This window comes from Streptomyces sp. NPDC043908 (assembly GCF_056435525.1).
In genome coordinates this window covers 16387-29644 of the sequence record NZ_JBWKEI010000024.1, presented here as the reverse complement: position 1 = coordinate 29644, position 13258 = coordinate 16387, and the positions used below count along the sequence as shown (strand labels likewise).

Sequence of the window (13258 nt, the reverse complement as noted above, 5' to 3'; positions counted from 1 at the left end):
CAGACATCCCCACCGCCGGACGCGGCGTCCAGAACGTGTCACTCCTGCTCACCGCCATCGTCCTGCGGCGGCTGTGCCCGCTGCTGACGCAGGCGGTCGGCTTCGGGAGCGGTCCTGCGCATCAGCTCCCGCATCCGGGCCCGCGCCTCCTGGCGCGCCTGGCCGCTGGCGCTCCCGCCGCCGGGAAGTACGGACTGGTGCAGACCGGGACGGGAGCGGGGCCCAGGACTGTCCGGGCGTGACGGCTGCGCTGAGGCAGGTGCGGTTGTGGAAGGGGCACCCGTTGCTTGGGCGGTCCCTCCGGCGGGGGCCGGAGGGACCGGGGAACGGCCGGCGGCTGCTGGCCGTGCCGGGGTTCCCGGGCGGGAGGTGACGGTCGATGTGCCTGCGGTGGGCAGGCGGCGGCTGGGGAAGGGGCCGGGGCCGCCGCGGTCGTTGGTGTTCTCCCCTACGACATGGGAGGCGTGCCGTGCGATGTCGTGCCAGGCACGGCCGTCTTCGCGCACGGTATTGCCCCACACCCGCACCTGCTGGCGCGCGTCCTGGGCATAGCGCGAGGCTACGGTGTCGCCCGCGCGGGTCCGGCGGACGCCAGTCGGAAGCCCGACGGTCGCCCCGTACGTCATCCGGCCGCCGCGGTGAAGGATGCGGTACCCGCGGAAACGGACCAGCCGATTATGTGCCCGCGTGGAGAGCAGGGTGCGGTCGGTGTGCTGGTCGTGCAGCACCTTGCCGCTGTTGCGGTCGATGATCTGGCCGTCGGCGTCGCGGTAGCGGTCCGGTGGTCCGCCCGGCCGGCGCGGACCCGCGCCGCCCGGCCCATCGCTCCCGCCGCCCAACGGGCCGCCACCGTGCGCATCTCCATCCGCGGTGGGTTTGCGCCACTGGGCCAGCTGCTCTCTGTCTGGCCGTCGTCCGATCAGCAGCCAGTGCCCGCCCCTGGCGCCGAGCCGCGCGCCGAGCCCGCCGATGGCGGCGGCCGCGGTGAGGGGGGCGAGTCCGCGTCCGGCCTCGGCACTGGCATCGGCCAGCAGGCCGCTGGTGTCCACCGGCATCCCCGTACCGTCGGCCAGGGAGCTGAGTGCGCCGAGAAGGCGCTGGCGGGTGCCGAGCATCCCGTACCGGCCGCCGCCTGTTCCGGTGAACAGGCGCAGTCCGCCGCCGTAGCCGCCCAGGGCTGCGGGGGAGTTCATGGCGAGCGCGGCCCCGAGTTCGGAGGTGTCGCCGGGCAGGTGGGTGCCGCCGATCTTGGCGTAGCGCATCCGCATCGCCATCCGGCGCCCGAAGGAGGAGATGCCGCTGAGCAGGCGGCGGTGTCCGGCGGCCCCGGCGATGGCCAGGACGTCGATGAGCAGGATCCGCTCCACCATCAGGTCCGGGCCATGGGTGACGGTGGCATCGACGGCGATCCCGAAGAACGGGATGAACGCACAGATGCCGACGACGGCCAGGACCGCGATGCCCCACAGGGAGAGCCACTTCCAGACGCTCTGCCGCGGGGGTCCTGGCAGCATGGCGGCGACGAAGGTGACGCCGCCGACGGCTGCTGCGGCCGCGCAGATGCCCTGAGTGCCCAGCAGCACGACCGCACTGGAGAGAAGCATGCCGCAGACGAACAGTGCGGCAACCAGGAGCAGTCCAGCGCCGCCCACCCGCCACCAGGTGGGTTTTTCCGCGTAAGCCGCGCAGGCCTTGCCGACCGGCCCGGCCTTCTTCAGATCGGCGAGGAACGCCGCGAATTCCTGGTCGTCTTCGCCCAGGACCGGGTGCGGTGAATCCAGCAGGTCACCCGCTGCCGTCAGGGACGGCAAGGCGTCGGCGCTGGGGGCTGGGCTGCCTTGTCCGGCCAGGCAGTACTGCCTGGCCGGGCCCTTGATCAGGCTGCACGGACCGCCCGGCACATCGCCTTGGGGCTTGTAGCCGCCGCTGACCCACTTCAGGTGCACGGCGTAGGCCTGGCGGTCGGCGGCTTTGCCGGGGTCGAGGATGCGCCCGTACTGCAGCAGCATGTACGGCTTGACGGCCAGAGCGTTGGTGAGGGAGTCCTGCAGCGGGCGGGCTACCGCCGCGGCGGCGGTGCTCTGGTGGCCCGGCTGGGCGAGGCAGGTCCGTTCGGCGTTGCCGGCCATGGCATCGCAGGGGCCGCGGCTGGCGAGTTTGCCACCCCAGTCGTAGGCGGCCATGCTCTGCTGCGCCACTTCCGTGCCGACCTGCTGGGCCTGCCCCAGGGGCCCGGACTGGCCGAGCAGGGTGTCCGGGCGGATGAGTGCCGAGGCAGCGATCGCCCCGATCAGCAGAGTGAGGAAGATTTCCCCCAGGCCCCGGCCGACCCGGCCGCGCACCAGCATGAACGCGGCGAACACGAACGCCCAGGCCAGCAAGAGCCCTTTCACACCGAGTGTGTCGACGACGACCTCGTTGTAGGTGTCCGCCGCCTTCTGCGCGGGATGGGAAAGGATTCTGAGCAGCGGAAAGCGGAAGGCCATCTCGACCGCCCACCCGGCCAGGCCTACCAGCAGCCGGATCAGGGTGAACAGGCCAGACAAGGCGAAGGCGAGGGCCTGACTCCTGAAGGCGACGATGGAGCCGCCGGAGGCGTTCAGGTCATACCCGTCGATGGGTACTCCCTCGGAAGAGGCGATGTTCAGCGGGGCCAGCAGGTCGCCGGTCTCGCCGCTGCCGCTCGCGGCGTAGACGACTTGGGTGTTCACCAGGAGAAACACGCCGGTGAGCACGACGATGAAACCGGCGGAACGCAGAGCCGCGCGATCGGGACGGAACACGTCAGTGCCGCCTCTGCCCAGCGGTGCCGCGCAGCCGCCACACCACGAGAGCACCCAGGCCTGCACTGGCCGGCAGCAGCCTCCAGACCTTGCCGGCCGCGTCATGCTGGCCGGAGGCGGAGCTCGCCGCGTTGCGCTCGCAGGACGCCTTGGCCGGGCCCGTGATCTGGGGGCAGGGGTGCGCAGTGTCAGCGGCAAAGGCCCATCCCGTGTGCGGCCACCACGCGTCCGGCACGCCCGCCCCCAGGGCGAGGACGACCGCGGCACCCACGACGACGAGCACGGCCAGGACGCTCACGGCGGCTGCGCGCCGCGAGCGGTCCCAGGAAGAAGTAGTCATCAGAGGTGCTCCATTTGACGGGTCTCCGCCGGTTCACCGGCGAGCGGCTCCGGCACGGAGGGTGGGGCAGCGCCCGTGCGGCGTCCTGGTGTGGTGGTGATGGAGGCGGCGATGCGCGGGATGCGGGGGATGGAGACCTTGATGCGGCCGGTGTTCTGCCGCGGGCAGGTCAGCAGGAACTCGCCCTCTCGGCCCTTGTGGCCGACGGGGGACAGGCCGGTGGTCACCAGCCGCAGCATTTCGCCGTCGGCCGGGTCGAGGCCGACGAACTCCAGGCCGCGGCGGGCGCGTTCGCGGTCGGCGGTGCGGGCGAGGGCGCGGTAGGCCATCAGTCCGCGGTCGGGTCCGAGTTCCTCAGAGTCGTGGGAGGCAGCCAGGAGTCCCGCGCCGTGCTTGCGGCCATCGTGGAGGATCTCATGCACGAGGGCCGTGCCCTCGGCGGACGAGGTGAGCCAGTACAGCTCGTCCATCACCACTGCGGTGAACCGCTCGGGGTCCTCGAAAGCGGTCTGCCGGGCGATCGCGGCGATCAGGTAGAGCACGGCGCGCCCGATCAGTGCCTCCAGCGGCTGCTGGTGCAGGACCTCTGGCTTGTCGAACGCGGCCTTCGGCGGCAGCTTCAGCCCTGTCGTGGTGATCACGATCATGTCTGAGGCGCTGGAGGCGTCCAGCCGGACCGGCGGCAGCGTCGGGTCGAAGACCATCCGGGCCAGGGGGCTGGTGGCGACGACCCTGATGAGGCCGGCGAGGGTGGCGGCGGCGTCCTGCCGCTTGCCCGCCTCGCACGCGGCCATGTCCTCGAGGACTTCAAGGACACGGTGCATGGACGGCTGCGCGCCGGCAGCGGCCTGTTCGACGGCGTGGTGCAGGACCTCGCCGTTGGTGCTCATCGGGCCGATGCCGAGCTGCAGCGTGAGGTAGGACAGGGCGTAGTGGCGGCCCTCAGGACCGTCGAACATGCGCAGCGGGTCGATGGACACCTCGGCCTGCGCGGCGTCGATGATCTGTACGCGGCCCTTGGCGGCGGTGCGGGCGAACGTGGCCCATTCGCGGACGGGGGTGCGGTCGATGCAGATCGCGCAGCCGCCGCGCGCCCACACCGCCTCAGCGATCAGCTTCTGCAGGACGCTCTTGCCGGCGCCGAGGTCTCCGACGATGCCCATGGAGGCGGAGGCGTCGACCTTGGGCGCATCCGCCACGTTGATCATGACGGGGCGGGTGGTACCGCAGTCCAGGTCGATCCCGAGGAACATGCCGGTGGGGTCGCCGACCTCTGCGGCGGTGAAGGCCCCGCCCAGCGCCCAGTCTTCTGAGACCTGGTGCTGGGTGAACTCCCGTACCACCCCGGGCCGGACGGTGCCGGGCAAGCCCAGGGTGAACAGGGCCTCCTGCAGACCGGCCGGGCGCACGGCCCGGTAGTCGGCGCCGCCGAGCAGCGCGCCCAGGGCGCGGGCCCGGGCATCGCACACGGCGGCGGTCGGCCCCCACACCGTCAGCACGGTCACCGACTGCACCTCCACCTCGACCGACGTGCGGGACAGACGGGTGTCGAGCTCACCCAGATCACGGGCGGCCTCAGTCAGGGAAGCGGGCATCCCGGTGGGGCGGGCGTCGTACTGGTCGGCCTGGTCGATCAGCTCGTTCTTCTTGCGCCGCACCTGGTCGCGGGCCTTCTCCGCGGGCACCAAGGTCAGGTCGACGGTGTAGTCGACCGGGAAATCGAGCATCTCCAGCTGGGCGAAGAGATCCGCCGCGTCCTGGCTGACCGTGGGCGGGCACTCGGCCAGCGCCAACTGCGCCTGGTAGCCCACCCCCGTCTCGCCCTCAACCTGCAGCCAGCGCCGCCCGAGCGGCGATCCGGCGTTCACTCGCCACCAGGCCTTGCGGCCCGACCGCGACAGACGGCCCGCGCTGTTGAGGTCGCCGACGTCATCGAGTTCGGGGTCGATGCCGCCTTCCTGCAGACGGACCTGGCCCAGGTTGGCGTAGCTGGGAGACTGCAGCACTCCGTCCCGGACCTGCCCGCCGTACAACTCGCTGGTCTCGGCCTCCGCCAGCAGCGGCTCGGCCATGCCGCGGTGCAGGGCGTGCTGGATCATCCACACGATCTCCGCCGGACGGGCCGGGCGGAAAGCGATGCCGCCGGCGAGCGCGGCCTCCACCCGCGAGGCCTGCTCGCGATACGCGTTCACCTCGCGCCGGGCCACCGGCGCCGGCCGCATGCCCAGCATGGGTGCGACCTCGGCCCACGCAGCACCGAGCGAAGCCGACACCTGCAGGCCGCCTGTGTCGGTCTGCAGGGGCACGGCCAGCCACAGGGTGCGGCGGTGCATCTCCTGGTCATCCAGCAGGTCGAGGGTGGCCTCGACGTTCTCCACCCATGGGTCCCGGTCTTCACCCGGTGCTGGCTCGGCCGGCCCGATGCCCTCGATCATGCGCAGGGCGATCTCGCCCGGGTCGACCTGGGCGCAGATGCCGTACAGGCGCGGAGCCCCGGACAGCGAGCGCACCAAGTGGGTGATCTTTGCCAGTTGTTCGTCGCGGACGGCGGCGGGTACGTAGGTGCCCTGGACCGTCTCCTCACGACGTCCCTGCTCGTCCGGGCCCGGGTGAAGGCGATAGATCGCCCACACACCGCCCTGCGTCGACCACACCAGGTGCCCGGCGATGTGACGGATGGGAACCCTCACTGCGCACCCCCTTGCTGGACGAGCGCGAGCAGCTGCTGCACACCCGACACCGGCCCCGCTGCTGCCACGGGAGCAGCGGGCTGTGTGCGGTGGGGTGCCACCGAGCGGTCTGCTGCCGAGCGCCGGTGTGGCGCCTGGGCCGGACGACGCTGACCCGCAGAGCGGGGCGCGGTCTGCTCTGCGAGGCCCGGCGCGGCCTCGACGGTGAAACCGGCGAGAAGCAGACGGGGAGCGCGGTCGCGGGCCGCCCGCCCGCCGATCCGCCCGCCTCGGGGCTGCCAGCCGAGCAGCACCCACCCCAAAGCGGCCTGCATCGGCACGCGGCCCCGGATCTTCGGTCGGCGCACCATCCAGATGACCAGGACCCATCCGATCAGAGGGATGGGCCCCATCCACGACCACCAGCCGATGGTCTTGACCAGGAGGAAACCGCCGCCGACGGCGACAGCGATCTGCGCGGGCGTGTACGGGCCGAGCGGGATCTTCCAGTCGGCGACCTTGCCCAGTACCCACGGATGGCGGCGGGCGGCGGTGTAGAAGCGTCCCACCCGGGCGGCTGCCGCGGTCACAGCCAGCCTCCGGCATCCAGCGAGTGTTCGTGCGAGACGGGGAGTTCGGACTGGACGACCCCGGGAACAGCCGGCGCGCCCTTGGACGGGTTCTTCACCTCGTCGGTGAACATGTTCGCCAGGTCGTTGCGCGATTTGTACAGACCAAGCGCAATCACCATCAGCAGCAGAGCACCGATCCCCGCCTTGAGGCTGAACCGCTGGATCATGATGACGACGACGAGGCAGACCAGACCGGCCTGCAGGCCCTTGGTCGCCCATTCCTGGAACATGGTGATCCACGAGGTGCCGAGGTCGTTCAGTTGCCCGGCGAGCACCGGGCCGTGCAGCGTGCTCATCGCACACCCCCGCTCTGGGAAGCCCCGGACTCCAGCGCGGCAACTTCCCACCTGCTAGATCGCGCCTTGAGCGTGAGCCCGTACGCCAGCGGCCACCGGCCGACTGCGTCCCGGGCTTCGACCCGGGCCATGACCCGCACCGGGGTGCCGTCCGCCGCCACCTGTTCCGCAGCCGCAGTTTCCTCGACCGCCAGCACCTGCCTGACGGAGACCGAGATGTACGGGGCGGGAGTGACGGCGGTGAGCTTGACGCCGGGAGCGAGGTAGCGGTCGACCTCGCCAGCTCCCGTCAGGTAGGCGGCGAGGAACTCCCCGACGGCGGACGACAGATGACCCTCGGGGACGGTCACGGCGTACGACGAGGACTTCGCCAGCTCGGCCCGTGACGGGCCGGCCACCACCCCGGGAGCACCCGTCACCGTGAACGAAGAGGCCGTACGGTCCGACGCCACCGGCACCGCGTAGTACCGCACCGACCCGTCGGACAACTGCGCAGCCACCGTCACCGCCCACGCACCGTCCGCGCGCTGCACACTGCGCACCGCCGATACGGACTGAGGCGCCGACTGCGCATCGGCCGCCGGGCGGGGCAGATCGACGTCGGGTGCCATCGACTGCACCAGGCGCGCCTGCGCACTCGTCTCGTCGTCCGCACTGCTGTGCAACCAGGCGCTCACGAACACCTGCGCATAGCCGCCCGGGTCGATGGCGGCCGCCGCGGTGCGCACGGCAGTGGACTTGGCCGTGGGGGCTGCCTCGACTGTGGCCGGGATAGAGGCGACGGCGACGCCCAGGGCGATGGGGCCGGCCGCGATGGCCGTCCAGACCGCCACGCGTGAGAAGCGGACGCGGCGGCGCATCGCCTCTAGCCGGGCGCCGGCCGCCATCGGAGCAGCGGCCTCGCTCTGTGAGGCCTGCTTACCAGGAGACATGGTCAAACTCCCAGGTCAGAACGAATGTTGCTGACCTTGAGGAAACCCGGCGGCCCCGACCCGACCACCGACCACGGACCCCCGACCATGGTCACGATGGGGACACGAAGCCCATGGTCGGGGTCATGGTCGGCCCGACCATGGGGAAGCCGCGAGCTGGCGACAGGCCATGGTGTCCGGTGCGCATTCCCCGTTTGCGCGGGCGCGGTGCGCCCTCGTGCTGCTGGACCATAAGCCGGCTGAGTCCGCCAAGCGGCTGCGCAGCGCGCCACCCGCACCTGCGCAAGAAGACCAGGAGCACGCGGGCGTGGACTGCGCAGCCGCTCTCGCGCAATCCGACAGGACACCGGCTGCGCAGCCCCGGTCGCACCACGCTCATCCGGGGCTGCCAAGCCGGGCCCAGGGTGCACTGTCGGCCCGGACAGGGGCCCGGCCGCGGCAGTTTTCTGTCCGTGCGAATGTGCGGTCGGTTGCCGGGACACGTGCCGGTCCGCAAGGCAAGGATTGGGCGCTGACCCTCAGCCGGAGTTCTGGATCTTCCTCCGTGGATGGCCAAGATGATTGCCGGGAGACCTCGGCACCGCAGGCACCGCAGACCTCAGCCCCCTATGCAGAGCGGGGGGCGAACTTATTGACGGGTCGTTAGTGCTCGCTTTACAGTGCCCTGGTGGCTGTTGAGGCGTTGTTCGTGATGATTCATGTGGGGCAGAAGGTCGGGCACCAACGGAACCTGGAACACGGCATGATGACGCGTTCCTGGGGCTTCCCGCGCAAGCAGGACTGGTATGGCCAGCGCAAGCCGGACTTCGCCGTGCTGGTGACCGGGGCGGCTCCGCGAGTACAGCCGGGGCAGTGGGAAGCGAAGTCCGCGCGGATGGTGCTGTGCAAGGTGCAGGTCGGCGTATATGAGGGCACGGCGCCGCACTGGCCGGACGAGATCGCCGAGGAGCGGATCATCTACCCCTACCGGCTGGGCCTGGAGCCGCTCGCGGTCCTCGACGATGTTCCGCTGGGCCCGGACGGGCCGCTCAGCACGGAGGCGTCTGAGGCGGCACGTCGTTCGGGAACCCAGCAGGGCGTCGGGTACCTGGTGGAGATGGACCCGCAGCCGCTGTTCGACGCGGCCGGCATCGAGGCCGACTGGGCCACGGACCAAGACGTCGCGCTCGCCGCGACGCCGGGAGTCACGCTCGAGCAACTGGAGGGCCCCAACAGCCCCCGGCGCGGGCGGCGGGGCGCGGGCCGGCAGATGGACCCGGAGAAGCGCAAGGCGGTCGAGCTGTACGCCGAGGAGAAGGCCCTCACCCACTATCAGCATCCCGGGCGGGGCTGGACGGCACACAAGGTCGGCAAGCCCTACGACCTGCGCCTGGATCGGGCGGGGCTGGAGCGGCGGGTGGAGGTCAAGGGCACCACGGGCGCTCCTACCAGCGTGGAGCTGACCGTGAACGAGGTCTTCCACGCCCGCGACCCCCGCCACACCGTCGACCTGTTCATCGTCAGCGACATTACGGTCACCAAGACGGACGGCGCGTACCACTGCAGCGGCGGCGAGGTGCTGCTGCTCGAGGACTGGCAGCCGGCTGAGGAAGACCTGCGCCCTACCCGGTACCAGTATCTCGTTCCCCAGCCCCCGAACCCCCGGTAGTAGCAGCGGCCCTGGCCCGCCCGTCGGGCCACCGACACCACCAGGCCTGGCGACACGACCTGCACGCGCCATACGCGCCTGCGGTACAGGCCGCGCCGGCGCCGAGTGGCGCACAGGTCCTGGATCGGTCTGTGCCCAGGAAACGCCGCCCGGGTCGCCGCCGGGCCGTACCCGCGTGACCCTGCCGTGCTGCTTTGTAAACCGCAATTAGACTGAGGAGGCGGCGATGCCGTTACTGCGCATGCCCGGGCACGAGTTCGTCGACCGCTGCCGAAAGGGCACGGTGGCCGATGATCTGACCGAGCGCCACCAGCGGGCACGGCTGGGCACGCTGCGGGACGGGGAGATACGGGCCTGGCGCAACAGTCTGCCCGCCCTGGCCCGCGTGCTCGACGAAGCCGGACTCCAGCATGTCGAGGTATTGATCGAGTACCAGCTGGCGCTGTCCAGTCTGCGGGCCGATGTGGTGCTTGCCGGCTGGCATCCCCAAACGTCCCAGCCGTCCTACGTCATCGTCGAGCTCAAGCAGTGGACCCATGCCCGGTCCCTGCCCGGCACCGAGGACCTGTGCCTGCAAGGCATCGGCAACAACAACCGGGCCTCCCTGCACCCGGTCGCCCAGGTACGGCGCTACTGCCAGTACCTGCAGGACTTCACCACTGTGCTGGACGCGGAACCCGACGCGGTGGCCGGTGTGGCCTACCTTCACAACGCCGACCACGCCGGTGTGGCCAGCCTGTTCGCCCTCAAACCCGATCACTACGGGCGCCTGTTCACCCAGAGCAGCCGCGACCAGCTGATCACCTACCTGCGCTCCCGGCTCTCACCCGCGCACGGCACCGTAGCCGCCGACGAGCTCATCGACAGCCCCCTGGCACCCAGCCGTCCCTTGCTGCGGGCGACCGCAGAGGAAATCCTGCATGCCGACCGGTTCGTCCTGCTCGATGAACAGCAAGTCGCCGTCTCCCTGGTGCGCCGCGCGGTGAAGAAGGCCAGAGAATCGGACACCAAAGAAGTCCTCGTCATCACCGGCGGCCCCGGCTCCGGCAAGAGCGTCATCGCCCTGCACCTGATGCGCCACCTCGCCCGCGATCGCTACACCGTGGTCCACGCCACCGGCTCCAAGTCCTTCACCCGCACCCTCCACCACGCCGTCGGCACCGCCGACCCCCGCGTCCGCAAGGCCTTCACCTACTTCATGAACTTCGCAGACGCGCCCAAGAACGGACTGGACGCGCTGATCTGCGATGAGGCCCACCGCATCCGCGCGCACTCCGTCCGCTACCGCGGGGTACGCCAGATCGACGAACTGCTTGATGCCGCCCGCGTCCCTGTCTTCCTCCTGGACGACCACCAAGTCGTACGCCCGGGCGAGATGGGCAGCCGCGATGCGATCGACCAGGCTGCGGCCGCCCGAGGCTTGCAGCCACGTCACATCGACCTCAATGCACAGTTCCGTAGTGGAGGGAGCCGGGCTTATGAACAGTGGGTCCTGCGCCTGCTGCATCTGGCCGACGACGGTCCTGTGACGTGGGCCGATGACCGGAACTTTCAGGTCCGTGTGGCGGACTGCCCGCAGGAGATGGAGGACTTTCTTCGTGGCAAGGAGGAGGCCGGTCAGACCGCGCGGATCACTGCGGGATTCTGCTGGCCTTGGAGCGACCCCCGCAACAGGCGCCTGGTCGACGACATCACGATCGGCTCCTGGCGCAAGCCATGGAACTCGCGCAGCGAGTCCCGCCTCGACGGCGTCCCGCCGTCCTGGCTGTGGGCCACCGACCCCGAGGGCTTCGGGCAGGTCGGCTGCATCTACACCGCGCAAGGGTTCGAGTATGCGTGGAACGGCGTCATCTTCGGCGGTGACCTGGTCTGGCGCAACAACGAATGGGTAGGCAACCGCGGCGCCAGCCGGGACAGCGCGGTCAACTCCGCCGACGAGGGCACCTTCTTCCGCCTCGTCCGCAACACATACAAGGTCCTGCTCACCCGCGGCATGACCGGAACGGTCCTGTACTCAACCGACCCCGAAACACAGGCGAAACTCAAGGACCTGGTGCCGGGCACCGCTGCCGGCCCGAACGGCGCGTGCTGATCCGCCGCAGGTGGTACGCGATCGACGACGCCGAGGGACCCCGACCACCGCGGCGAGCTCGCGCCCCGCGGGCGACTCCCTGCAAGCGGCACCCCGCTCCCGGGCGCTGCGGGCGATCCGGGTCTGCTGGTCGGCGAACGTCACCGTCGCGACTGCGCCCGGGCCCGCATCAGCTTCTTGAGGGCGACCCGGGCTGCGGGGTCCCGCCGGGCTCTGCCAGAACGGGTGCGCAGTGATCCGCCGCGCCGGCTCCAGCTGTCGGCGGCGCCGCGTGGCGCTGCCGTCCGCCGCGGTGGCGAGCTGCCCGTAGACGGCGTACCAGGCGGTGGGGCCGCCCGGAGATCGGGGGGAACGGCATACCGGTCCAAACTTTAATTAGATCGCACATTCGATTTGGGGCAAAGGGAACCCACCCCCTGTGCTGCCCTCGGCTGCGGACGGGTGGCCGGGTCGCTGCAACAAGATCCGGCCACCCGGCGGCAAGTACCGGAAGGGGTATTCGTCGAGGTATTCATGGGTGCATACTCGGAGGTATGGCAGATACCACTGTGAAGGTCGACTCCGAGACCCGGGACCGCTTCGCCGCCGTCGCCGCCGCCCGCGGCCAGAGCGTGCGCGCCTACCTGGCGGAGCTGGCCATCGAGGAAGAAAACCAGCTGGCCCTGGGCAGGGCGACCACCGCTTTCCGCGAAGCGGTCGGCCAGCCGGGCATCGCGGAGGCCTTCGACCGTGCGTTCGGCGGCCTGCCCGCGACCGCACGCGCGGACCGGGCGGCCTGATCTTGGAGCTGCACATCGACATCCGCTGGCTTCTGGACCGCCAGGAGGAACTCCTCGGCAAGGACCTGGGCGTCCTGGACTACTCGGGCCTGGTGGCCGCGGTCGCCAGGCACCGCGTGAACACCCCGGCGCTGGCCACGGATTCACCCGATGCGTACTGGAGGGCCGCGGCACTCCTGGAGCAGATCGTGCTGCTGCGACCATTGCCGGCCAGGAACGAGTACTTCGGCTACGGCGTCGCCGTGGCCTACATCCAAGCCTCCGGCAACGACGTGGACACGACGTTCGAGCCCTGGCGCGACCTCATCACCGACATCCGGGCGCTGCGCCTGACTGTGTACGACGTCGCTGACCGGCTGCGCTCGATGCGACCGGCCCCCTGACCGAGGGCGTGGTCCTCCTGATGTGGCCGCGCGGCCGCGTTCGTTGGATCTCTGGCCGCAACGAGCGTCACGCTGAAGAGTGGTGCCGGCTGGCCGCGCCTCCCCCATGGCAGCGCCTGTTCCCCGCCAGTGACGCCCGGACGGCGTGGCCGCCTTACGCGGGAGGGAGCCACGGCGGGGGTACGGTCGCCGCGCTGGCATGCGAGGGGTGGCCCAGTCGAGGACACGGCCCTGGTAGCCGGTCACGGGCCGGGACATCCGCTGCGGCAGTTGGTGCAGGCGAGGGCGCCGTTGTGGCTGTAGCGGTTGATGGGGCTGGCGCACAGCATGCAGGGGCCGACTTCCCAGGGCGCGCATCGGAGCTGGGCGGCGACCACGCGCCGTTCGTTTGGGGAAAGGCGGAGCTGGACGGGGCGGTTCGGGGCAGGCTGCGGGCGGGTGGGTTCGGTATCGAGGGTGAGGATTCCGGTGGCGGAGCTGCGGTCCCTGCGGGGCCTGGCAGCATCTTTGTGGGGGCGTTCGTCGCCGTAGCGGCAGAGGACACGGCCCTGGTAGCCGGTCACGGGCCGGGACATCCGCTGCGGCAGTTGGTGCAGGCGAGGGCGCCTTTGTGGCTGTAGCGGTTGATGGGGCTGGCGCACAGCATGCAGGGGCCGACTTCCCAGGGCGCGCATCGGAGCTGGGCGGCGACCACGCGCCGTTCG

The 13258-nt window shown here is 70.8% G+C and carries 10 protein-coding genes; 4 read left to right on the top strand and 6 right to left on the bottom strand.

Annotated elements, in window-relative coordinates; translation table 11 throughout:
• Positions 1-38: 38 nt before the first annotated feature.
• From AC069K_RS33910 to AC069K_RS33885, 6 genes are read right to left on the bottom strand one after another with little or no spacing between them, the layout of a single operon-like run.
• Positions 39-2783: a hypothetical protein gene (locus AC069K_RS33910; protein WP_478622476.1), complete on the bottom strand. Its 2745-nt coding sequence runs from the start codon at positions 2781-2783 to the stop codon at positions 39-41.
• 1 nt (position 2784) lies between these two features.
• Complete coding sequence (locus AC069K_RS33905) at positions 2785-3123, bottom strand: hypothetical protein (protein WP_478622474.1); 339 nt, start codon at positions 3121-3123, stop codon at positions 2785-2787.
• Complete coding sequence (locus tag AC069K_RS33900) at positions 3123-5813, bottom strand: ATP-binding protein (RefSeq protein ID WP_478622472.1); 2691 nt, start codon at positions 5811-5813, stop codon at positions 3123-3125. The genes AC069K_RS33905 and AC069K_RS33900 overlap by 1 nt, the downstream gene beginning before the upstream one ends.
• On the bottom strand, positions 5810-6382 hold the full coding sequence (locus tag AC069K_RS33895) for a hypothetical protein (protein ID WP_478622470.1): 573 nt from the start codon (positions 6380-6382) through the stop codon (positions 5810-5812). The genes AC069K_RS33900 and AC069K_RS33895 overlap by 4 nt, the downstream gene beginning before the upstream one ends.
• Complete coding sequence (locus AC069K_RS33890) at positions 6379-6720, bottom strand: hypothetical protein (RefSeq protein WP_478622468.1); 342 nt, start codon at positions 6718-6720, stop codon at positions 6379-6381. The genes AC069K_RS33895 and AC069K_RS33890 overlap by 4 nt, the downstream gene beginning before the upstream one ends.
• On the bottom strand, positions 6717-7652 hold the full coding sequence (locus AC069K_RS33885) for a conjugal transfer protein (RefSeq protein WP_478622466.1): 936 nt from the start codon (positions 7650-7652) through the stop codon (positions 6717-6719). Before AC069K_RS33885 ends, AC069K_RS33890 begins: the two co-directional genes overlap by 4 nt.
• Positions 7653-8319: 667 nt before the next feature.
• On the opposite strand from AC069K_RS33885, the gene AC069K_RS33880 reads away from it, so the two are divergent.
• From AC069K_RS33880 to AC069K_RS33865, 4 genes are all read left to right on the top strand, one after another.
• Positions 8320-9300: a protein NO VEIN domain-containing protein gene (locus tag AC069K_RS33880; RefSeq protein WP_478622464.1), complete on the top strand. Its 981-nt coding sequence runs from the start codon at positions 8320-8322 to the stop codon at positions 9298-9300.
• A 226-nt stretch (positions 9301-9526) separates the two neighbouring features.
• Positions 9527-11392: a DNA/RNA helicase domain-containing protein gene (locus tag AC069K_RS33875; protein WP_478622462.1), complete on the top strand. Its 1866-nt coding sequence runs from the start codon at positions 9527-9529 to the stop codon at positions 11390-11392.
• A 533-nt stretch (positions 11393-11925) separates the two neighbouring features.
• Positions 11926-12171 carry an antitoxin MazE7 gene (locus AC069K_RS33870; protein WP_478622460.1) on the top strand — a complete coding sequence of 82 codons (246 nt, stop codon included), beginning with the start codon at positions 11926-11928 and terminating at the stop codon, positions 12169-12171.
• A 2-nt stretch (positions 12172-12173) separates the two neighbouring features.
• Positions 12174-12554: a toxin Doc gene (locus AC069K_RS33865; RefSeq protein ID WP_478622458.1), complete on the top strand. Its 381-nt coding sequence runs from the start codon at positions 12174-12176 to the stop codon at positions 12552-12554.
• Positions 12555-13258: the final 704 nt, after the last annotated feature.

Coding starts and splice junctions, on each gene's coding strand:
- AC069K_RS33905 (WP_478622474.1), bottom strand. CDS start 3,123: ATGACTACTTCTTCCTGGGACCGCTCGCGGCGCGCAGCCGCCGTGAGC.
- AC069K_RS33890 (WP_478622468.1), bottom strand. CDS start 6,720: ATGAGCACGCTGCACGGCCCGGTGCTCGCCGGGCAACTGAACGACCTC.
- AC069K_RS33885 (WP_478622466.1), bottom strand. CDS start 7,652: ATGTCTCCTGGTAAGCAGGCCTCACAGAGCGAGGCCGCTGCTCCGATG.
- AC069K_RS33875 (WP_478622462.1), top strand. CDS start 9,527: ATGCCGTTACTGCGCATGCCCGGGCACGAGTTCGTCGACCGCTGCCGA.
- AC069K_RS33870 (WP_478622460.1), top strand. CDS start 11,926: ATGGCAGATACCACTGTGAAGGTCGACTCCGAGACCCGGGACCGCTTC.